19 protein-coding genes, 1 tRNA gene, 1 other RNA gene and 1 pseudogene are annotated in these 22418 nt (G+C 42.2%); 17 read left to right on the plus strand and 5 right to left on the minus strand.

The genetic code is table 11. The features are described from left to right. Positions 1 to 54: 54 nt before the first annotated feature. Entirely contained in the window at positions 55 to 1137 is a 1083-nt protein-coding gene (locus HWQ43_RS21320; RefSeq protein ID WP_292737785.1) for an MraY family glycosyltransferase, read from the minus strand. A 157-nt stretch (positions 1138 to 1294) separates the two neighbouring features. Between HWQ43_RS21320 and groL the strand changes: the two genes are divergently transcribed. The 4 genes from groL to rnpB all read left to right on the plus strand — a co-directional run bounded on the left by groL (position 1295) and on the right by rnpB (position 5632). Continuing rightward, a complete protein-coding gene (gene groL / locus HWQ43_RS21325; protein ID WP_292737787.1) occupies positions 1295 to 2977 on the plus strand; it encodes a chaperonin GroEL in 1683 nt (560 codons plus the stop codon). A 277-nt stretch (positions 2978 to 3254) separates the two neighbouring features. Continuing rightward, complete coding sequence (gene corA, locus HWQ43_RS21330) at positions 3255 to 4397, plus strand: magnesium/cobalt transporter CorA (RefSeq protein WP_292737789.1); 1143 nt, start codon at positions 3255 to 3257, stop codon at positions 4395 to 4397. 65 nt (positions 4398 to 4462) lie between these two features. Next, the gene (locus HWQ43_RS21335) at positions 4463 to 5158 is read left to right on the plus strand and encodes a hypothetical protein (protein WP_292737791.1); all 696 of its coding nucleotides are present in this window, start codon (positions 4463 to 4465) and stop codon (positions 5156 to 5158) included. Positions 5159 to 5206: 48 nt separating this feature from the next. Beyond that, positions 5207 to 5632, plus strand: an RNA gene (gene rnpB / locus HWQ43_RS21340) — RNase P RNA component class A. Between the two features lie 130 nt (positions 5633 to 5762). Here the strand turns inward: rnpB and HWQ43_RS21345 are convergent. Further along, positions 5763 to 6146 (minus strand): hypothetical protein, encoded by a 384-nt coding sequence (locus HWQ43_RS21345; RefSeq protein ID WP_292737793.1) that lies wholly within the window; start codon positions 6144 to 6146, stop codon positions 5763 to 5765. A gap of 128 nt (positions 6147 to 6274) precedes the next feature. On the opposite strand from HWQ43_RS21345, the gene HWQ43_RS21350 reads away from it, so the two are divergent. The 3 genes from HWQ43_RS21350 (at position 6275) to HWQ43_RS21360 (ending at position 8497) form a co-directional block, all read left to right on the plus strand. Continuing rightward, entirely contained in the window at positions 6275 to 6457 is a 183-nt protein-coding gene (locus HWQ43_RS21350; RefSeq protein ID WP_099104126.1) for a hypothetical protein, read from the plus strand. 106 nt (positions 6458 to 6563) lie between these two features. Continuing rightward, on the plus strand, positions 6564 to 7283 hold the full coding sequence (gene rnc, locus HWQ43_RS21355; RefSeq protein ID WP_292737795.1) for a ribonuclease III: 720 nt from the start codon (positions 6564 to 6566) through the stop codon (positions 7281 to 7283). A gap of 116 nt (positions 7284 to 7399) precedes the next feature. Next, entirely contained in the window at positions 7400 to 8497 is a 1098-nt protein-coding gene (locus tag HWQ43_RS21360; RefSeq protein ID WP_292737797.1) for a Gfo/Idh/MocA family oxidoreductase, read from the plus strand. A 39-nt stretch (positions 8498 to 8536) separates the two neighbouring features. Here HWQ43_RS21360 and HWQ43_RS21365 read toward each other — a convergent pair whose 3' ends face one another. Beyond that, positions 8537 to 10666 carry an ATP-binding protein gene (locus HWQ43_RS21365; protein WP_292737799.1) on the minus strand — a complete coding sequence of 710 codons (2130 nt, stop codon included), beginning with the start codon at positions 10664 to 10666 and terminating at the stop codon, positions 8537 to 8539. A gap of 293 nt (positions 10667 to 10959) precedes the next feature. On the opposite strand from HWQ43_RS21365, the gene HWQ43_RS21370 reads away from it, so the two are divergent. The 5 genes from HWQ43_RS21370 to HWQ43_RS21390 all read left to right on the plus strand — a co-directional run bounded on the left by HWQ43_RS21370 (position 10960) and on the right by HWQ43_RS21390 (position 14091). Continuing rightward, positions 10960 to 11700 carry a RibD family protein gene (locus HWQ43_RS21370; RefSeq protein ID WP_292737802.1) on the plus strand — a complete coding sequence of 247 codons (741 nt, stop codon included), beginning with the start codon at positions 10960 to 10962 and terminating at the stop codon, positions 11698 to 11700. A gap of 221 nt (positions 11701 to 11921) precedes the next feature. Further along, positions 11922 to 13103, plus strand: a complete 1182-nt coding sequence (locus tag HWQ43_RS21375; protein ID WP_292737804.1) for a GNAT family N-acetyltransferase — start codon at positions 11922 to 11924, stop codon at positions 13101 to 13103. 61 nt (positions 13104 to 13164) lie between these two features. Next, positions 13165 to 13482, plus strand: a complete 318-nt coding sequence (locus HWQ43_RS21380; RefSeq protein ID WP_292737806.1) for a pentapeptide repeat-containing protein — start codon at positions 13165 to 13167, stop codon at positions 13480 to 13482. 11 nt (positions 13483 to 13493) lie between these two features. Further along, on the plus strand, positions 13494 to 13568 hold the full coding sequence (locus HWQ43_RS21385; protein WP_292737891.1) for a hypothetical protein: 75 nt from the start codon (positions 13494 to 13496) through the stop codon (positions 13566 to 13568). A 139-nt stretch (positions 13569 to 13707) separates the two neighbouring features. Further along, the gene (locus HWQ43_RS21390) at positions 13708 to 14091 is read left to right on the plus strand and encodes a DUF4346 domain-containing protein (RefSeq protein WP_292737808.1); all 384 of its coding nucleotides are present in this window, start codon (positions 13708 to 13710) and stop codon (positions 14089 to 14091) included. A gap of 66 nt (positions 14092 to 14157) precedes the next feature. Here the strand turns inward: HWQ43_RS21390 and HWQ43_RS21395 are convergent, their stop codons facing one another. Beyond that, entirely contained in the window at positions 14158 to 14895 is a 738-nt protein-coding gene (locus HWQ43_RS21395) for a TPM domain-containing protein (protein WP_292737810.1), read from the minus strand. A gap of 737 nt (positions 14896 to 15632) precedes the next feature. On the opposite strand from HWQ43_RS21395, the gene surE reads away from it, so the two are divergent. The 4 genes and pseudogenes from surE to cas12k all read left to right on the plus strand — a co-directional run bounded on the left by surE (position 15633) and on the right by cas12k (position 20265). Next, positions 15633 to 16313 carry a 5'/3'-nucleotidase SurE gene (surE, locus tag HWQ43_RS21400; protein ID WP_292737812.1) on the plus strand — a complete coding sequence of 227 codons (681 nt, stop codon included), beginning with the start codon at positions 15633 to 15635 and terminating at the stop codon, positions 16311 to 16313. 197 nt (positions 16314 to 16510) lie between these two features. After that, entirely contained in the window at positions 16511 to 17134 is a 624-nt protein-coding gene (locus tag HWQ43_RS21405) for a hypothetical protein (protein WP_292737815.1), read from the plus strand. Positions 17135 to 17221: 87 nt separating this feature from the next. Further along, positions 17222 to 17401, plus strand: a complete 180-nt coding sequence (locus HWQ43_RS21410; RefSeq protein ID WP_292737817.1) for a hypothetical protein — start codon at positions 17222 to 17224, stop codon at positions 17399 to 17401. A gap of 1490 nt (positions 17402 to 18891) precedes the next feature. Beyond that, positions 18892 to 20265, plus strand: a pseudogene (gene cas12k / locus HWQ43_RS21420) (type V CRISPR-associated protein Cas12k). Between the two features lie 1038 nt (positions 20266 to 21303). On the opposite strand, the gene HWQ43_RS21425 reads toward cas12k, so the two are convergent. Then, a tRNA-Pro gene (locus HWQ43_RS21425) sits at positions 21304 to 21377 on the minus strand. Between the two features lie 136 nt (positions 21378 to 21513). Here HWQ43_RS21425 and lipA point away from each other — a divergent pair. Next, positions 21514 to 22398 (plus strand): lipoyl synthase, encoded by an 885-nt coding sequence (gene lipA, locus HWQ43_RS21430; protein WP_292737818.1) that lies wholly within the window; start codon positions 21514 to 21516, stop codon positions 22396 to 22398. The last annotated feature ends 20 nt before the right edge of the window (positions 22399 to 22418 follow it).

The following is a 22418-nucleotide window of genomic DNA, read 5'->3' on the forward strand; positions in this document are numbered from 1 at the left end:
TGGACAGAATAAACCATAGTAGGGCTAGCATTGCAATGCTCACCCTACCAGTAACTAAGGCTGTTGGCGTATCCTTTGCCAGACTGTAAAGCCCAAAAGCAGGATAATGCTACTGGCGGTTGTCAGCATCACAGCCAAACTCATACCTTGTATTCTCATCGCCAGCAAGTTGAAAACTAAGGTAATTGACCAAAGGGTAAACGCAGCATTGCGCTGGGAGAGTCCCCAAGCAAGTAAGCGGTGGTGCAGGTGGTCTTTGCCAGGAGTACTGAGAGGGTTATTTCCTGCTAGTAGCCGCCGCACAAAGACTTGAGTGGTGTCTAGCACCGGTAACAACAGAAATAAAACCGTAGGAATTAGCGCATAAACTGTGTTTTGTTGCAGTTTTCCTAAAATACTAGTTGCTGCCAGGACATAGCCGAAAAAGTATGCTCCGGCATCACCCATAATAATTCGTGACGGATGGAAATTATGGCGCAAAAATCCTAGTGCAGCACCTCCCAAAGCTGCAAGTACTAAGATTGCCGCGGCACGATTGTTAAATTGAGCTGCAACGCCCAACAAACTCATGGCGGTAATAAAGCTGATTCCTCCTGCCAAGCCATCCATACCATCCATCAAGTTGATGGCGTTGGTAATCCCTACTACCCATAGTACTGTTAGCAACATGGACAGAAGTGAGTCGATGGGAGTGCCAAACAGGACTTTGACACTGATGCCATTAGCTACCAATAATAGTGCCGTGACAATTTGCGCCCACAATCGCACAGAGGGCGGTAAGCCAAACTGATCGTCAATAAAGCCCACAAGGACTAATATCGAACCCCCCAACAGAATAGTGAGCACCTGAGCCAATACGTTTTGGAGTTCGATCGGTCGTAAAAGGCTAGCTAATACCAGCGCGGCAATCACGCCCGCGTAGATAGCCAGCCCCCCGGCATTAGGTAAAGGTTCTCGGTTGAGTCGCCGGGCGTTGGGTTGGTCAGCCCAACCTACCCGCAAGGCGAATTTGCGTACTGTCGGAATTAAACGCCAAGTTACAACCCAAGCTAAAAGGAACGTAAATACTACTGCCAACCAGCCGGTGCCGCTAGGGTCGGCAATACCAAGGGTTTTAAGGGAGTTGTCTAGATTCATCTCCCAATTCAAGCATTACTGCCAGTATCTAATATGAGCATCACCTGTATATTAATCAATTTTTTTATTTCCATTTGTAACTTGAGCGGTAGGAGAGATTAGCACTCTGGCGCTGTGAGTGCTAAATTGTCTAATGGAAGCGCTGGAGAAATGAAACATGGCGAAAATTATTGCATTTGACGAGGAATCTCGGAGAGCTCTAGAAAGGGGTGTTAACGCCCTTGCCGATGCTGTAAAAATCACCTTGGGGCCTAAAGGTCGCAATGTCCTTTTAGAGAAAAAATTTGGCGCACCTCAAATTGTCAACGATGGTATCACTGTTGCCAAGGAAATTGAATTAGAAGATCCTTTGGAAAATACTGGTGCAAGACTCATCCAGGAAGTGGCCTCAAAAACTAAAGATGTCGCTGGAGATGGTACAACCACCGCCACAGTTTTAGCACAAGCCTTAATTCGAGAAGGTTTGAAGAACGTCGCGGCAGGTAGTAACCCTGTTAGCTTGAGACGCGGGATCGACAAAACTATTGAGGCATTGGTACTGGAAATTGCCAAAATAGCCAAGCCAGTAGAAGGAAGTGCGATCGCTCAAGTTGCCACTGTTTCTGCTGGTAACGATGAAGAAGTTGGCCAAATGTTAGCTCAAGCAATGGAAAAAGTCACCAAAGATGGTGTAATTACCGTTGAAGAATCTAAATCTCTAACCACCGAACTAGAAGTAGTCGAGGGGATGCAGATTGACAGGGGTTATATTTCTCCCTACTTCGTCACCAACAACGAACGGCAAATCGTCGAATTTGAAAACGCCCGGATCTTAGTGACAGATAAAAAAATCAGCAGTATCCAAGATTTAGTGCCGATTTTGGAAAAAGTTGCCCGTTCTGGTCAGCCGTTGCTAATTATTGCTGAAGATGTCGAAGGTGATGCTTTGGCAACTTTGGTTGTGAACAAAGCGCGGGGTGTACTGGCCGTGGCTGCAATTAAAGCGCCTGGGTTTGGTGATCGCCGCAAAGCTTTGTTAGAAGATATTGCGATTCTCACCGATGGACAGTTGATTTCGGAAGAAATCGGCTTAAGCTTGGATACCGCTGCTCTAGAAGCGCTGGGAACAGCCCGCAAAATCACCATTGACAAAGAAAGCACCACAATTGTCGCTGGCAGTGTCACCAAGCCAGAGGTACAAAAGCGGATTGGTCAAATTCGCAGACAGTTGGAAGAAACTGATTCTGAATACGATCAAGAAAAACTGCAAGAACGCATCGCCAAGCTCGCTGGCGGCGTGGCAGTGATCAAGGTGGGTGCGGCAACCGAAACCGAACTCAAAGACCGTAAACTGCGGATTGAAGACGCGCTGAACGCTACTAAAGCTGCTGTAGAAGAAGGTATTGTTCCTGGTGGTGGGACAACCTTGATTCACTTAGCTAAGGCGGTAGAAGCGATTAAAAAGACCTTACAAAATGATGAAGAAAGAATTGGGGCTGATATTGTCGAACGAGCGCTAGAAGCCCCCTTGCGCCAAATAGCAGACAACGCCGGTGCTGAAGGTTCTGTAATTGTCTCGAAAGTCCGGGATAGCGACTTCAACATTGGCTACAACGCTGCTACTGGCGAATTTGAAGACTTGATTGCTGCTGGTATTATCGACCCTGCCAAAGTTGTGCGTTCAGCTTTGCAAAACGCTGGTTCCATTGCTGGTTTGGTCTTAACCACCGAAGCGATCGTTGTTGAAAAGCCAGAGAAGAAATCCGCTGCTCCTGCTCCTGATATGGGTGGCATGGGCGGTATGGGTGGCATGGGCGGCATGGGTGGCATGGGCGGTATGGGTGGCATGGGTATGTTCTAATTTCTGCTGACCCAGATAAATATTTTTTAAACAGTTTGTCTTGCCAAGGCAAACTGTTTTTTTGTAGCATTGCTGATTCAGAGGCAATATGTTATACCAATTCGTAATTCGTCAGATTAAATCTGGGTGAGAACCAAATTAGCAACCTAAATAATTGCTTATAGAAATTACTGTCTTTATATTAATTTTTGTAAAATAAAGTGTAAGTTATCCTTATGTCCTTTGTTATTTACTAATAACAAATGACCAATGACAAATGACTATTAGGTAATATTGCATGGCACGAAAAATACGTCGCCTTCCTAAAATACTCACCAAGCTGTATGAAGACGAGTTCCATCACCAACCAGGGGCTATACCTGGAACTATTTTTATTGATGCAGATGCTCCACCACCAATAATTTTTTTGATTGACTATAACCAAACCAATTTCATACGCGAACAAATAGAAACTCCAGAGGAGTGTGTCTCTTATCTGGAATCGGAATCAGTTTCTTGGGTAGACGTACAAGGTTTAGGTAGTCAAGACATCTTACAACGATTGGGTAACGTTTTTAAGTTACATGCTCTAGTTTTAGAAGATATAGTCAATGTGCCGGAGCGTCCCAAAACAGAAGATTATGAAGATCAATTACTTTTCATTGCCCGAATGGTAGTACCAAAGGAAAGAACATGTGGTTTTTATAGCGAGCAAGTGAGTTTAATATTAGGAAAAAATTATTTACTGACAGTACAAGAAGAACCAGAACATGATTGCTTTGAAGCAGTGCGATCGCGAATTGAAAAAAATAAAGGTATCATCCGTAAACAAGGAGCAGATTATTTAGCCTATGCTCTGTTAGATGCAATTATTGATGGCTTTTTCCCCGTACTGGAGCTTTATGGTGAGCGAATCGAAGAGTTAGAGGAAGAAGTAATAGTTAAACCTACTCCCCAAACACTACAAAACATTTATCAAATTAGGCGAGAATTACTGCAACTACGTCGTGCTATCTGGCCCCAGCGAGATGCAATTAATTCTTTGATTCGAGATGGTAGTGAATTGATTGGTGAAGAAGTGCGAATCTACTTGCGAGATTGTTATGACCATACAGTGCAAGTGATGGATATGGTAGAAACTTACCGAGAACTATCATCTGGATTAATGGATGTGTACCTTTCGGCGGTGAGTAATAAAATGAATGAAATCATGAAGGTACTAACGGTAGTTTCAACAATTTTTATTCCCCTGACTTTTGTGGCCGGAATATATGGTATGAATTTCAATACTGAGAAATCACCATATAATATGCCTGAGTTGAATTTGTATTGGGGTTATCCACTTTGCTGGGCAGTGATGTTAGCGATCGCATTTAGTTTGCTATTCTTTTTTTGGCGAAGAGGGTGGCTGCAAAATTCTGTAGAAATCAAGCGCAATTAAAAATTGTAGATTAACGATGAGTCAAATATATATTCATTAGCACCGGGAGTTAAGATTTTTGAGTTATGAGGAGTAACGACCAGAATTTAGTAGTTTTGACGATTTATATTATCGGTGTTTCATACGTTTTCAACCGCATGATTGAATCCATCGATGACCAAGTTAAATTTGAGTTTAAAAAAGGAACCGTTGACGAGCAACTCAAAGAACAAAATCTCGATGATAAAATTGGAATTTCCTTTAAACTCAAATCCTCATACCCAATTGACGATTTGAAAGATTTAGGAATTAGCATTGAAAATAAATCCGATCAGGTTGCTATATACGTTGACTGGGACAACAGTTCTTTAGTAGTTGAACATAGCAAGCAATCGCGCCGCGTAATTCGGAAATCACCAGACTTAACCCGCGACTTAGCTGTACCCCAAAGTCCTAGCCTGATTGCTCCCAAGAAAACCCTTTCTGAAACAGTAACAGCAGAAGATGTTTTTGAGCGCGATCAAGTAGCTGGAACCTATTTAGCAAAAAAACCACTAATTGATATCAATGGGCTAAAAAAAGGGCAAAAAAAGTTGTACAACGACTTTCTTAACAGAAGAAAAGAGTTGGACTTTTCCCTGCAACTAGTGCTGAGGATATCTGAAGTGCGTTTAGGTCTAGCCCCAGGTCGTGATTTTCCTCCCATTAGTATTATCAATTGTCCTTTCACAGTCAGAAAACTACCTTGGACTTACGCTCTACCTTGGAATAAAAAAAAGTAATAGCATGTCAACATACTACGTCATTCAAGATTACACTGGATCTAAGGAGAGAGTAGGCGCAGGCGGTTGCAGATCAGTCATAGTTACTGGTTTGAGGAAAGTCCGGACTCCCGAAAGACCAAACTTGCTGGATAACGTCCAGTGCGAGCGATCGTGAGGATAGTGCCACAGAAAGATACCGCCAGATCAATTAAAAATTAAAAATTAAAAATGTAAAATGAACAATTTTTAATTTTTAATTTTACATTTTTAATTGATCTGGTAAGGGTGCAAAGGTGCGGTAAGAGCGCACCAGCAGTATCGAGAGGTGCTGGCTCGGTAAACCCCGGTTGGGAGCAAGGCGATAGGAACTACGGTTGGTCTTTTACCAGTTCCGCTCAATGAGAGCCGCTTGAGGCGTTTGGTAACAAACGTCCCAGATAGATAACTGCCCTCGCAAGAGAACAGAACCCGGCTTATGTCCTGCTCTCTTCCCTTTAATGGAGTATGAACCTTTCACGGTTTGTACTCTATTATTTTTTGTACGGGTTTTGTGCGTAAGCGTTCGCGTAGCGTCTCGTAGAGAAGCTCGTCGTAGACATCGCTAATTCATCATCTAAAGCATTTAAAGCATTCCCAGGATCTCTAATGCTGTATCCAAATGCCATTTAACCCGATAGAGTCCAAACAGTTTCTCTTGACTGTATCGTGCTGGATACTCTAGTTTCCTCCCCTCCATCGTCACCTTGAGCAATGCTGACTGCTCTGGTGTCGGTGTTCCCATAGCTTCTAGTGTCGCTTCTAGCACTTCTACTTGAGAAAGCATAGGAGACTTCAATCCTTTATTTTCTGACACTTGCTTGCAGGCTATAACAGGAAAGGTCAGGAGTGCATTAATGTATGATGCCTTATCAGCAGGGTTTCCTATTGCTTGGATGCCGTACTGTATCAGACATAAATCACGTAACGCTCTCAAGCTTTTAACTTCTAATTCTGTGCGCGTAAACATAAAATAGAGTTACCTCTTGTAAAAGTGGAAATCGGTGGGCAACAAGTTTCTCAGGCTAAAATGCCCATCGATTTAACATTCTCCACTGATATACACGTGGAGAATAAATTTATTTGTATTTCTATACAATGTCTAAAAATAAAGGTAATCCAGATAACTTAAAGCCATTCACCACGGACAGAGAGCGACCACTAACTGAATATCTACATTTGCGTGTCACTAAAGAAATGAAGGAAGAAGTGAAAGCTAAAGACGATCCTCCTGAATTTTGCCGTCAAGCTATCCAAGAAAAGCTAGATAGAGAGAAGTAGCAAAAAGTTGTTAGAGTAATAGTCCAAGAGATTTAGATATATAAGTATAGATAGCTCCCCCTGCCCCCTGCCCCCCGCCCCTCTGCCCCCTTCCCCTTATCATGCAATGCCCCTTGCCTATCCACGCCGTCAACGGCAACTCGAAAGTTTAGTCCAAAAATTAGGTTTGTCGCTAGAAGCACCTATAAAGTGGGAATTGCTAGATTTAGCGCTCACTCATCCCACTGTCTCTGATTCGGCAAATTACGAACAGCTAGAGTTTGTTGGCGATGCAGTGGTGCGGCTGGTGTCGGCTGTTGTGTTATGGGAAAATTATCCCGATTGTCCAGTAGGGGATTTTGCGGCAATTCGTTCGGTGTTGGTGAGCGATCGCATCCTCGCCCAATTGGCCAGAGTTTATGGTTTGGAGTTATACTTACTAGTCGCTGGTAGTGCTACCGCCGATAAAGTTGGTCTAGAGTCACGACTGGCAGATGCTTTTGAAGCAGTTCTGGGTGCGCTTTACTTAAGTACTCAAAATCTGGAATTGATTCGCTCTTGGCTAGATCCCCACTTCCACCAACTAGCAACAGAAATTCGCCTCGATCCTGCCAGACTTAATTACAAAGCTGCTCTCCAAGAATGGACTCAGGCGCAATTTAAAGTTTTACCAGAATATCGGGTTGTGGAAGTCACTCAACCACATCGCAATCAAGAACGTTTCATGGCTGAAGTGTGGCTGCACGGAAACAAACTCGGAGAAGGTAAGGGGCGATCGATCAAAACTGCTGAACAAGCCGCAGCTAAAGTAGCTTTTTTAGCAATTTCTAATCCGCAAATACCCTGAGCTTAAAACAAGGGCGATTAGTCGATAATCAGTTGATTGTCAGTGGTCATTTGTCCCTCATCCTTTGTATACAAATAACTAATGACAAATGACAAACGACAAATGATTAATAACTAATGACAAATCAAATTAAAATTGCTGTCATCGGAGTTGGGCGTTGGGGAGTGCATCTGCTGCGGAATTTTTTAGCGCATCCCCAAGTAAATGTAGTTGCTGTAGTCGACCCACATCCAGAACGATTAGCGGCGGTCAAACAGCAGTTTGACTTAGACGAGAATGTAGTATTAACAACTCAATGGCAGCATTTAAAGACAGTACCAGGGTTGACAGGAGTGGCGATCGCAACTCCGGCTATCACCCACTATGCTTTAATTAAAGATGCTCTCCAACAGGGATACCATGTTTTGGCAGAAAAACCCCTAACTCTCAATCCAGCAGAATGCCGGGAACTTTGCCATTTAGCAGAACAGCATCGTTTAATACTAACGGTTGACCATACTTATTTATTTCATCCAGCGGTTGAGCAAGGAAAAACTGTAGTACAAGCGGGTAAATTAGGTGATTTACGCTATGGCTACGCCACCCGCACCCATTTAGGGCCTGTCCGGCAAGATGTTGATGCACTGTGGGACTTAGCCATTCATGATATTGCAATCTTTAACGCTTGGCTGGGTCAAATTCCTGTACAAGTACAAGCAACGGGTACGGTGTGGCTACAGGGAGCAGGGGAGCATAGGAGCAGGGGAGCAGAGGTGAGTCCATATACAGATTCTGTGCCTCAAGGTTTGGCTGATCTAGTATGGTTAACACTCACATACCCAGATGGCTTTCAAGCTTATATTCACTTGTGTTGGCTCAATCCTGATAAGCAGCGACGGCTGGGAATTGTGGGCAGCCTTGGCAGCTTGATTTTTGATGAAATGTCAATATCATCACCCCTAACCCTGCTACATGGTGAGTTTGAACAGCAAGGGAATCAATTTATTCCTGTGAATCAAAGACAGATAGCGCTGGAATTAGAGCCAGGAGAACCATTGGGGCGGGTTTGCTCCTCCTTTGTTGGCTCTATTCTCAACAATACTCCCTCAGAGATTTCGTCTGGCTGGGTTGGCACTGAGTTAGTAGAAATTCTTACTGCTCTAACATTATCTCTTAGCCAAGGCGGTAAACCTGTTTTTTTGAGCGATCGCATCGTCAAGGATCAAAAGCAATAACTCTTCAGGAGTGCTGATAAATATGGACTTTTGACTAAATTACGTCTTGAAAGTCCCATTTGCACAAACTTCTGCTTTTGGAAGACTTACCAAGATAGTTTGCAGGGGCGAAAGACGAATCTCGCAAGTCTCATTTCCAAATAGCAACTGGGATTTCGGAAACTTTTCTTTGTCTACCTCTACTTTCACAGACTTGTTGATCCCCAAAGAAGAACTTCCCCCAGACTCCTGTAGGCTGGGGTAGCGGCTTGCCTTTACTGGCTCATTCCCAGAGGAGAATCCCAAATCCCCGACATTTGCTTCTTTATTTGGAACAGCTAACAGCGAGATATCAATCAAAGGTAAGGTAATTTTCAGTGTCGTACCTTGATGAAGTCCCGCACTCTCAAGAGTAATACTGCCTCCCATGAGTTCGATTAAGTTTCGTGAAATCGCTAGTCCCAGTCCAGTACCTTCAAACTGACGTGTCGTAGTGCCATTCACCATTACAAAGGGGCGAAATAGTTTGTGCTGTTGAGTCGGATCGATACCTATACCTGTATCTTTGACAGCTACTACCACCTGAGATTTACCATTACTAGATTGAATTTCTGTTGCAATGGTGATGCTGCCTGTGTCGGTGAATTTGGTGGCGTTGCCGATAACATTAATCAGCACTTGCTTCAGTTTTCCCGCGTCTGCCTTAATTGGTATCACTTTGGAAGCTAACTCACATTTCAATTGCAAGCCCTTTTGTTGGACATTAACTGATTGTAAATTAATCACTTCTAACAATAGTTGTCGGAGATCAATAGGCGTGGAAACAACTGAAAGCTTACCTGCTTCGATTTTAGAAATGTCGAGTAAATCATTAATAATACCTAACAAGTGAATCGTAGTTTCATCAGCACGTTTGAGAAACTCCATTTCTTCTTCCCGGTCATCACATAAGCCCTCTTCAACCAGGCGAATGCAGTTAATAATAATATTTAATGGGTTTCTCAATTCATGGGAAGTCGTAGCCAAAAACTGACTTTTAATCTGGTTAGCGCTTTTTGCTTCTTTCCAAGCTATTTCCAGTTCTTCTGAACCAGCTTTCAGACGTTCTACCATTTGGTCTAATGCTTGGGCCAGTTGATTGAATTCCCGAATTTGAAAATTGTGCGGAACTGGTTGTGCAGCATGGTGAGAGTGAATATTGAGAGCATAGTCTCGCAATTCTTCTACAGGACGAGCCAAGTAAGGAGCTAAATATAGGGATGCTAACAAACTTGCGCCAATCAAACCAACTGTCAGAACAATAAGAATTAATTTGATTTCCTCTAAACCAAACAGCGCATTATCGACACTACTAACAGCTAAAACTATCCATTTTTGCTGCTGCTGTTGAGTAAGTGGATTGGCAATAACTGTATAGCCAGCGACTAATTCTTCTCCCTGTCTAAAAGACAAACTTATCGAATCGTTTTTTCCCGTAATTGCATTTTTAATTATGCTCTTGATTTGGGAAGCATGAGGGTGCTGATTGATATTAGTTCCCACCCAGTCTGTGAATGGGTGTGCCAAAATTGTGCCATCTTCAGCAATCACTACCATAGCGCCCGTGAGCGATCCCGGCGGATTTCTGGTTTGTTGGTACAATGCAGACTGAATACTTAAGCTGTAAACTGAATTTCTTCGGCTATCGGAAACTGGTGCAGATAAAACTATTTGCAGTTGATTTTGTGCATTTCTTTTTCCAGTCGTTCCTGCCTTTGGTGGGAAGATTGCTTTGACATCAATTCCATCACTAGGCAAAGGTAATCTTAATTCTCCAATTTCTCGATCCCCGCAGCTACTGGCAATTATCTTGTGGTTTAGGAGATTTGTTAGTTGGATGCACTCAATACTGGCTGGAAGTTGTTGCCTTAACTGCGTGAGAATTTCTTGCTCTTGTATAGGCGAACCCGACGGAATAACCGTCGTTTTGCTTACACTCTGTAAATTAGCTTTTAAGATTGCGATCGCATCTCCAATTCTCTCCCCTTTGCTGATGGCGCTTTCCGTTAAATTTTGCCGTGCAGTTCTCAATATACTAGTACGTGCCTTATTCAAGGCAACAATTTCGCCTACAAGTAAAACTGGAACAAACAGCAGCAATATTCTCGTTACTAAAATTCGACGAAAGGAAGATTGGCGGGAATTAGTCATCAAGTGTCTCACTTTGCACCTGCAATCTACAACACCAAAGATATGCAATTAAATCAGCTAGATGAGACATTTTATTAAATTATCAGAATTTTATTTTCAATGTTTAAAAATAACAAATTGCTATAATTCAAAAAGAAACGTGGTATACCAAAACTCGTATATGCTAGATGTAGAAGCGATTTTTGTTGCATATCAATACAGTAGTGAAATGATAAAACAGTAGCTTGTCGGTATGGTTTTTTGAGAATCTACACACCACTAAAAGTAAATATTAAAACTATCAAATCAATTTAATGTTGCAACATCGTCCTCATACTACAGTTGTTTTAGCAATGAGTGCAGATGGCAAGATAGCAGATTTTAAGCGATCGCCTGCTCGGTTTGGCTCAAGGGTTGATAAAGCACACTTAGAAAAACAAATTGCTGCCTCTGATGCCGTTTTGTTCGGTTCTAGGACTTTGGACGCTTATGGAACAACACTTACTGTAACCGATCCAACTCTAGTCCAACTTCGGACGCAAGGAGGGAAGCCTCCCCAACCAGTTCATATAGTGATTACAAACTCTGCAAACCTTAATCCGGAAATTCACTTTTTTAAGCAACCAGTTAGACGCTGGCTACTCACCACAACAGCAGGAGAATTTTCGTGGAAAGAACGCTTACAGATGCTTCACTCAACTTTGGGAATCGGAGTACAGGAGTACCCTACAGAATTTGAGAAGATTCTGGTTTTTGAAACACCGACGCGAGAAATTGACATTCTCGCAGCCTTGAAGCAACTAGCCACTCTACATATAACACGCTTGGTGGTCTTGGGTGGAGGTGAATTAGTCGCTTCCTTGCTGGAACTTGATTTAATTGATGAATTATGGCTAACAGTCTGTCCGCTCATTTTAGGTGGTAATACTGCACCTACACCTGTCGCAGGGAAAGGATTTTTACCCGATTTAGCTCCCAAGTTACAACTTATAGAAGTTCAGACAGTTGAGCAAGAAGTGTTTTTACACTATCGCCTGCAACGGCCAGCAGATTAGATTACGCTAAGTTAAGTTATTTATTGGGGATGGGGCATTGGGCATTGGGCATGGAGAAGAGACAAGGTAGACAAGGAAGAGGGGGAAGACAAGGGAGAGACTTGTTCAATAATTCCCCCTTGTCCCCCTTGTCTCCTCTGCCCCCCTGCTCCCCACTCCCCACTCCCCACTCCCTACTCCCTACTCCCTACTCCCTACTCCCTACTCCCTACTCCCCTAAGATGGTGGAACAAATTAAGCCTCGCTATTCTGTCGTTTGGACGAACAAAATCGCTGAAGTACCCCAAAATGCCTGGAATGCTTTGGCAATGCCACTCAAAACGCCATTTTTAGAATGGGAGTGGCTGAATAATCTCGAAACCTCCCAGAGTGTTACCGCTAAAACTGGTTGGTTGCCAAATCACTTGACATTGTGGCGAGATAAAACGCTGATTGCTGCTGCGCCACTTTATCTTAAAGGACATAGTTCTGGTGAATTTGTTTTCGATCACCAATGGGCAGAGTTAGCCGATCGCATCGGAGTCCAATATTACCCAAAATTGCTGGGAATGACACCATTTACCCCAGCGGAAGGTTATCGGTTCTTAATCGCCCCAGGAGAAGATGAGGATGAAATTACAGGGTTGATGGTCCATGAAATTGACACTTTTTGCTCCAAAAATCGGATTTCTGGGTGTCATTTTCTCTACGTCGATCCCCAATGGCGTCCGATGCTAGAACGGCATGGCTTTACAACTTGGCTGCACCACAGTTATATCTGGGAAAATGCTGATTTTAAAACTTTTGATGATTACTTGAAGGTGTTTAACGCTAATCAGCGCCGCAATATCAAGCGGGAACGCAAAGCTGTAGAAAAAGCAGGTTTACGATTGCAACCGCTGAGTGGGGATCAAATTCCTCAGTCTTTGTTTCCCTTAATGCACCAATTCTATGCTGACACCTGTGATAAGTTTGGCTGGTGGGGTAGCAAGTATCTCACACGGAGATTTTTTGAGCAGCTACACACCGATTATCGCCATCGAGTCTTGTTTGTTGCCGCATATAGCGAGGAAGATAATTCTCATCCTTTAGGAATGTCTTTTTGTTTATTTAAAGATGACAAACTCTATGGACGCTATTGGGGAAGTTTTCAAGAAATAGATTGCTTACATTTTGATGCTTGCTATTATGCACCGATTGAGTGGGCGATCGCTAACGGTATCCAAATTTTTGACCCTGGTGCGGGTGGGCGTCACAAAAAACGCCGTGGTTTCCCCGCTATGCCCAATCACAGTTTGCACCGCTTTTACAATAATCGTTTAGGACAAATTTTACTTCCCTATATTAAAGAAGTGAATCAACTCGAACAACAGCAGATTGAGGCAATTAATGCAGAGTTGCCATTTAGTGAGAAAAATGCTTGAGGAAAAGGAACTACTTTCGTAACATCACTGCGTAAGTCCTAATAAGTTCAGGAAAATATTCATGGATCGTGTGAATCGTGATGAGTTGATTAGAAGATATGCTGCTGGAGAAAAAAACTTTGCCGGAGTCAAGTTGGGCGGGGATTTATCGGGGATTGACCTGAGTGGTGCTGACTTTAGTGGAAATAAGCTGGACGAGTTCTCTTTTGAGCGTGCCATCTTGAAGCGTACCAGGTTCGTCAATACCCGATTGGCTCAATCCTGTTTCGATGCTGCGGATTTGACCGAAGCCGATTTCAGAGGTGCTAGATTGTCTTACGCAAACCTCAGAGTTACTAACATGACTAACGCTGACCTTATCTGTGTGAAGCTAACTTGACTGGAGCCAATTTGGAAGGATCTAGTCTGCGTCGCATTACTTTTTGTAACACCATCATGCCAGATGGCACTATTCGGAATAATTGAGTCTAATTCTTTAATTTTCTTTTAAGTAAAAGGAATCAAAAATATCTGAAAGATATCAAGAAGACTAAGGAGGATAGGAATTACACTTGATATAGAGTGTAAAAACCCTGAAAAAAGAAAATTTCTTTTTATAATGCTTATGGATTTAATAGTTGAAGATTTAGCCGCGATTGATGATAAACTTTCCCAGCGTCATATTGACCTCGATCCCGGTGGATATTTCATTATTTACTTAGATCGAGACGCAGGATTAATTTATGCCAAGCATTTTACAAATGTGATTGACGATCGCGGTTTAGCTGTCGATCCCGAAACGGGAAAGGTAATTCCGGCGCGACAAAAGGTAGAACGAACTCATACAACAGTTTTTAGCGCGAGAACGGCGAAAGAACTTTGCGTGAAAATTTTTGAAGAAACTCAGCCTACTTTGGTAACTCAATTAGATCATGCAGCTTATTTGGGCCGAGAATTTGTCCGGGCTGAGGTGGCTTTAGTTACAGGGCGAGAGTATGTTCAGGATTAAATTTAGGAGTGAGGAGTTAAAAATTAAGAGTTAAAAATTCCTAACTCCTAACTCCTAACTCCCGCATTACCCATTAGAAGAGGGCTGATTTATCTGATAGATATAGTAAGTTGCCATTGGGATAACAGTGGCAGCAATTAACAATCCTACTACCCAAGCAGTAGCGTTACCTTGGTTGGTTTCTTCTGCTTTCTTGAAAGTGCCTCCAACCTGCACATTGTCAATTATTTGGGGTGGCCCTGGATCGGCTTTGCCAGAGAGAACGGCGACAAGGCGATCGCTGGCATCGAGAAATGCCTGATTGTATTTGTCACCATTGCGTAACGGTACACTTACTGTTTCAGTAGCTACACTCTCGGCAATAGAGTCAGTAAGCATTGGCTTGACTTCATCCCCAGTAATAATGGCAGTACCATTGGTTACTGTATCAAGAACCAATAAGGTTTGATTAGCTTGGGCTGCTTTTGTCGGAAACCATTTTTTAAACAGTTCTTTAGTAAAACTTTCTGGTGTTTCACCGTAGTCGAGGCGGCGAACAGTAACAATTCTGACTTCCTTATCTGTTTGCTTTGCCAAATCCTTAAAAGCGCTGCTAATCTTGCCTTCATTTATACGGCTGATGACTTCACCTTGATCTAAAACCCAGGTGTCATTCCCTGCTGCCAGGCTGGGTATTTGATACACACCTGTGGCTAAAGCAGGTGTAGCAAACACCAAGGCTGCGAAAATAACCGTCACCAAAGGTAGAATTAGCCGGATGAGGTGTTTTTGACTGCTAAAAACTTGTTTGAGGAGCTGTTTCATCGTGTGATCCCTAAGACAGACTTGCACCAAAAATACTACAGAACCACTGCAAAAATCACCTCTTTCCCGATTTTCTCCAGTGTGAAATTTCTGATATTCCCAGCAAATATGTATATTGTACGGGATTTTTGATTACACAAACTTGTTCTGAAGGCGGTTGCAAGCATTAACCTGACGCTAAACCCCTTACTAGTCACAAGAAATACCGCCCATTTTGGGAATTAACCCAAATGCTTAGGGCGGAATTTTGCAAACCATCTAGAAATGATATCACATGATTCATATTTTGGTTCAACAACGCCATATATTTTCATATCTGCGAGTAGCTTTTCCTGACGTACTCATTAGATATCTGAGTGAAAAAGAATGTCAAGACCTTATACTACTAGGTCTCTGCAAGGGTTCTGAACAATGCATATTTAATTTATATACAGCAGATTTCAAGTAGGTGAGGTAGACAAGCTAAGTCTTTTACCCAGCTATAAAGCAATACAGTTCAGTTAAGCATTGCTTTCTTCTCTCAGTGCCCTCTGCGCCTCTGTGGTTCGTAAAAAAAATTGACTTTGACAAAGAGTTTTAGCCTTAACTGAACCGTATTGAGCTATAAAGCATATTTTACTCCTGAATTCTGTTAGCGCAGCGGGGCGTAGCCCATTCTGAATTCTGCTGTAGATGTCTATGTGATGGTTGATATCTGCATTTTTCTGATATTTTAGCTAAATCAATATCATATATACATGACTATACTTTTAACTAACGACGATGGCATTGATGCCCCTGGTATCCAAGCGCTGCTCAAAGCTGTAAATGGCAAAAATTCTATCATCGCTGCTCCTGCCGATCATCAGTCTGGCTGTGGACATCAAGTTACTACTACTCGTGCTATCAACCTCCAGCGACGTTCTGAGACTGAGTATGCGATCGCAGGTACTCCCGCTGATTGTGTGAGAATTGCAATAACACAAATTCACGCAGATGTCAAATTTGTACTTTCAGGTATCAACGCCGGGGGCAACTTAGGAGTCGATGCCTACATTTCTGGCACAGTGGCAGCTGTGCGAGAAGCCGCGATGCACGGTATTCCCGGAATTGCCATTTCTCAGTATCGCAAAGCCAAGCAGAATTTTGATTGGGATCTAGCTGCCAAATTCACTGCTGAAGTTTTAGCGGATTTACTCAAGCGTCCCCTAGAAACAGGAAGCTTCTGGAATGTGAATCTGCCACATCTGCAACCAGGAGAACCAGATCCTGAAGTGGTGTTTTGCCAAGCCTGTACCAAACCTTTGCCCGTGAACTATCGAATTGAAGGTGATAATTTTTATTATGTAGGGGAATATGGCAAACGCGATCGCACTCCTGGCAGCGATGTAGATGTATGTTTTTCCGGTAATATCGCCGTTACTCAGTTAAGAGTTTGACATCGGCCATCAGCGAATAGTTAACTCTTAGCAACTTTTAGGCGATTACAAATTACAAGTTATTTAGACATTGAGGAGAAGATTATTAATTAATCTTATGGGTATTGTTGGTGCGATCGCGATCGAAATTTTCAAGGATTTGAAATCTGGTAAAGTTTCAGTGGTACTGAACACTAATTTCAAAAAAGGAGAAATATATGCAGTTTCTCAAAATTCTTCTTGTTGCGCTCGTATTGATGGTGAACATGCTAATTGCTCAACCCTCTTGGGCAGGTAAGGATTTCACTAAGGGGGCTGACTATGCTGAGGTAACTCAGGCACTCAATCAACTTCTAACTGTAAAGAATACACCTGAGCAAGCGGGCTATACACCTGAGCAGTTCCAGCAACGACTGGCACAATTGCAGTCTCAGAAAAATGTCATGGAAACAGCTAGAAAGCGGGCGCAGTGCCGCAATGAAACTGGAAAGACTTTGGCTGTCTATGCCAATAAACCAAAAAAATCTCCAACCCAACTCTACTTCCTGGGCGCAGGAACAATCACCGATGATGATTGGGATTGCGATGGTATTTACTTACCCGCAGGTTCTCAAGTGGTTTTAGGCCCAAATGCTCAACCACAAGAACTGACTGAACCAATCGCCGTTAAGTTTGTCGATGGCACACAGTCTCTTGCTAGAACCAATCCAGCCACTGGTGCAATTGAATTGAATGTTGAACCTGCGAAAGTATTCAAGGCGGGTGAAAGTAGCTGGTTGCTCCCTACTTTTTCCCAAGCAGATATCGATACGCAAATTCCCACCCCACAACTAATTGACTAATCTCATCTAGATAATTCAACTTTTATGCGGGAAGTGCATAAAAGTTGAGCTAAAGAAATAGGATATGTAAAGGGAAATCTTTAAGTATTGAATAACCAAATTTTAATTAAAGAAAAATTACAAACAAAGCTTGAGAATATTCAAAGTAAGAGCAACGGTTCTCCCATTACCGATTTGCAGCTAGACAAAACCTTAGCCGCAGAAATTGAAAAATTTACGACGGAACTGGAGAGCGTCAATCCTAATCTCAATCCTCTTGTCGAATAACTAATTATTTGTCGTCTTAACTAATTAATGTCGTTTATATAAAATAGCTATAAGTCTTACAGAATAAAGTATATAGCTTTTTTAGGCTAAACTTAATACCATTCATGATTTAACTAATTAACTGTCGTAAATTGAATACATAACATTTTAAGCGTCGTTTTTCAAAAAACAGTTTAAAAAAATTTTCGACTATAGATAACGAAATAAGTGTCGTTTTTCTGAAATGAGATAGACATAAAAAATTAAATGTCGCTTTTTGGAACAAAATAGTATTAAGTATGTAAACAAAAATAAGTAATAAATAAGACATATATATACTAATGTCTTATTGTTTCTCTCTACTTGCGAAGTCATACTCCTATTCCGGCTTCATTTCGATGCAAGCTAAATCTGTAAACTTGGTTTTTCTTAGAGAGACTTGCTGTATTGCCTAATCAATTAGTTTCAAGCTATGAAGTTTGTTTATGGGTGAAACTCCAAACTCCAATCAGGTTGATGAATCTTTACTTTTGCATGATCGCTCGGATCAGGTTGATAAAACTTCGGAGAGTGCAGATGCAAAAGAAAACAATGTAATTGTTACTGAACTTTCGGCAGAGGCTAAGTTGAGAGTGGAGGTATTACAAAGTCTGATTGGGCCATGCGATCGCAAAACCTACGGAATTAAATTAAAGCAAGCCGCAGAAAAACTTGGCAAGACAGTTCGGACAGTCAAAAAATATCAAGAACAGGGGTTATCAGGCGTTACTGAAGCCGAACGATCTGATAAAGGTGCTTATCGGATTGATGATGGTTGGCAAGATTTTATCGTCAAAACTTATAAAGAAGGTAACAAGGACGGTAGAAAAATGACACCGGCTCAAGTCGCAATTCGAGTTCAGATTAGAGCCGGACAGCTAGGTTTAGAGAAATATCCCTGCCACATGACGGTTTATCGCGTTCTTAACCCAATTATTGAACGTAAAGAGCAGAAGCAAAAGGTAAGAAATATCGGTTGGCGTGGATCGAGAGTTTCCCATCAAACTCGTGATGGTCAGACGCTCGATGTACATCATAGTAACCATGTTTGGCAGTGCGACCATACAAAATTGGATGTCATGCTAGTTGACCAGTACGGTAAAACTTTGGCACGTCCTTGGTTCACAAAAATTACAGATAGCTATTCGCGCTGCATTATGGGCATCTATTTAGGTTTTGATCCACCTAGTTCTCTGGTAGTCGCTTTAGCTATGCGTCATGCGATGTTACGCAAGCAGTATAGTTCGGAATATAAACTTTATTGCGAGTGGGGAACTTACGGGGTTCCAGAAAACCTATTTACTGATGGCGGGAAGGATTTTCGCTCTGAGCATTTGAAGCAAATTGGTTTTCAACTTGGTTTTGAGTGCCATTTACGCGATCGCCCACCAGAAGGTGGTATTGAAGAACGTGGATTTGGGACTATCAACACAGATTTTTTGTCGGGATTTTACGGTTATCTAGGTTCAAATATTCAAGAACGTCCAGAAGGAGCCTTGGTTGCGGAAGAAGACACTCTCCGTCAACTGTGGAAACTTATGGCTGAAAAAAATACACCACTTATCAATGAATTGTTGCTACAGGTAGGAAAGCACCCAGGATTTGAAACTTGGCTAGAAGAAGGCAAAATACCTACTGAATTACTCAAAACACTTGTTAACTCCCTCAAAACCAAGAGTGTTTTGCTGGTCAACCTGGGCGCTTTTACACCTCAGCGATCGCTTTAGTGGATTATGTATATAAATCCTGGTTTGCGTTACAAAAACGCAGAAAGTACCAAATAGAAGGGAAAGAGCGTTGGCTGAAAATGCTCAAAAGCGATCTAGAACTCGAACAAGAAAGTCAATGTAGCTTAAACGTAATTCGTACTAAAGCCACCGAAATTCTTACCAAATTTACCCCCCAGTCCGAGCAGAATAGCAACCAGAAAAAGGGCAAAAAGACTAAAAAATCTACAAAGTCCAAAAAATCTTCACTTTTTCAAATTCTCTTAAACACTTACAGAAAAACAGAAGACCCTCTTACTCGTTGCGCTCTCGCATATCTGCTCAAAAATAAGTGTAAAATCAGTGAACTCGACGAAGACCCAGAAGAATTTACTAGAAATAGACGCAAAAAGGAAATAGGAATTGAGCGATTAAAAGACCAACTTCAAAGCCGCATACCGAAAGGTAGAGATTTGACAGGAGAAGAGTGGTTAGAAACTTTAGATCGAATTAATAACCCTTTCCCTCGTCCCAGCAAGCCTAATTATCAAGGTCAACCCTCAATCCTAGTTGGCGTTAGTTTTGGTCTAAAAAAGCCAGTCACAGTAGCGGTGGTAGATGTTGTTAAAAATGAAGTTCTAGCTTATCGCAGCGTCAAACAACTACTTGGTGAAAACTACAATCTTCTCAATCGTCAGCGACAACAACAGCAACGCCTATCTCACGAACGACACAAAGCTCAGAAACAGAATGCGCCAAACTCCTTTGGTGAATCAGAGTTAGGGCAATATATAGATAAGATTATTAGCAGATGCAATTATTGCGATCGCCAAAACATATCAAGCAGACAGCATAGTTATCCCAAAACTCCGCGATATGCGTGAGCAAATCAGTAGCGAAATCCAATCCAGAGCAGAGAAGAAATGTCCTGGTTACAAGGAAGCTCAACAAAAATATGCCAAAGAATATCGTATGAGCATTCATCGCTGGAGTTACAGTCGATTAATTGAGAGTATTAAATCCCAAGCTGCAAAAGTCGGAATTTCTACTGAAATTGGTACACAGCCAATTAAAGGTAGTTCACAAGAAAAAGCAGAAAATTTAGCCGTCTTTGCTTACCAAGAACGTCAAGCCGCTTAAATTTAATTTACTAATCCGAACCTAGAAAATATAATATTTTTATAACAGCGCCGCAGTTCATGCTCTTTTGAGCCAATGTACTGTGAAAAATCTGGGTTAGTTTGGCGGTTGTCAGACCGTCATGCTTTCTGACCCTGGTAGCTGCCCGCTTCTGATGCTGCTGTCGCAAGACAGGATAGGTGCGCTCCCAGCAATAAGAAGTAAGGCTTTTAGCCATAGTCGTTATTCATAACGGTGTGGATTACCACAGTGGTGGCTACTGAATCACCCCCTTCGTCGGGGGAACCCTCCAAATATTTTTTTGGCGTGTCAAAGCGGGGGCAAAATCCCTGGAGTCCCGCCAAAACTTTAAAACCCTTATCCAGTCTTGACTTAAGAAACTAGTGTGTCAATGCATTTAGTTTTTTAATTTGCAATTCGAGACTTTTTAAGCAGACCTGCCAAATTATGTGTATGGAAAGCTTTTATAGCAAGGGTTCTAGACGGGTAGAGTTTCAACAACCATCCCGGCTAGGGGTGGGTTGAAAGCAACAATTGCCTATATTAAGGGGCACTCCTGAGTTTCAACAACCATCCCGGCTAGAGGTGGGTTGAAAGCAACCGTTTCCTTTGTCGGCTGCTATAGCTCAAGGAGCGGGTTTCAACAATCATCCCGGCTAGGGATGGGTTGAAAGTTGCCAGTGCGCGATAGCAAAAAAACCAATAAAAAGTTTTAACAACCATTCCTGCTAGGGGTGGGTTGGAAAGTTTTATTCACTTGTGTTTATTGTTTTGCTAATTGCTGTTTTTGTTACACTTTCATAGATATATTTTTAAATAGGAGGGTTGAAAGGCGCACTTCGTTCGGGAGCCTTATGATCTTTGGAATTATATTTAGAAACGCAATGAAGTCAACTCCAATTAATCAAAATAGCGACACTAATTTGCGAAAACTTAGCATAATTAAATTGCCTATAAAAAACAGGAAAATCGACATTAATGTGCGAATAGCGACACTAATTTGCTAATAGCGACATATAATGTGCGAATGTACATAAATCGGGATGACTGGATTCGAACCAGCGGCCCCTTCGTCCCGAACGAAGTGCGCTACCAAGCTGCGCCACATCCCGCCATAAAAATGGCATTGTAAATTAAGAATATCATAACCTGTACCAAATAGCAGAATTACATCTATATACGATCGCTTCATCAAAGGCTTTGCTTGCTAGGATTAAATTTGTATAACTCTAGTGGTAAAAGCGGATTGTGACTGTAAAACCAGACTGGTTGCGGGTGAAAGCACCTGGGCGTGAGCGCATCGGTAACGTTAAAGAAATTTTGCGGGATTTAGCCCTCAATACAGTTTGCGAGGAAGCGTCCTGTCCGAATATTGGTGAATGCTTCAACGCTGGGACTGCTACGTTTTTGATTATGGGCCCGGCTTGTACACGCGCTTGTCCCTACTGCGATATTGATTTTGAGAAAAAACCCAAACCACTAGACCCCACGGAAGCTACACGACTGGCCCAAGCTGTTCGCCGCTTGAACCTTAACCATGTAGTCATCACTTCTGTAAACCGAGATGACTTACTTGATGGTGGTGCTTCTCAGTTTATGGCGTGTATTGATGCAGTTAACTCTGTTTCACCCAACACCACAATTGAGGTGCTAATTCCTGACTTATGCGGTAATTGGAATGCTCTAGAGTTAATACTACAGGCTGCGCCAGAGGTATTAAACCACAATACCGAAACTGTTCCACGCCTATATCGCCGGGTGCGTCCCCAAGGAAACTACGATCGCACATTAGAATTATTGCAGCGCACTCGTCAAGTTTCTCCTAGCACATACACTAAATCTGGCATTATGGTTGGACTCGGTGAAACTGATGCCGAAATTCGCCAGGTTATGCAAGACTTGCGAACTGTCGATTGCGATATTTTGACCATTGGGCAATATCTCCAACCCAGTCAAAAACACTTGCAGGTAAACGAATTTGTCAATCCAGAACAATTTGCTGACTGGAAAGCATTCGGTGAAGAAATCGGATTTTTACAAGTTGTTTCTTCACCATTGACAAGAAGCTCCTATCATGCTGAACAAGTTAGAGAATTGATGGAACGTTACCCACGCTCAAAAGTTAGGAGTTAAGAATTAGGAATTATGAGTGA

It is taken from the genome of Nostoc sp. JL31 (assembly GCF_017114965.1).
In the GTDB taxonomy this organism is placed as follows: Bacteria; Cyanobacteriota; Cyanobacteriia; order Cyanobacteriales; family Nostocaceae; genus Nostoc; species Nostoc punctiforme_A.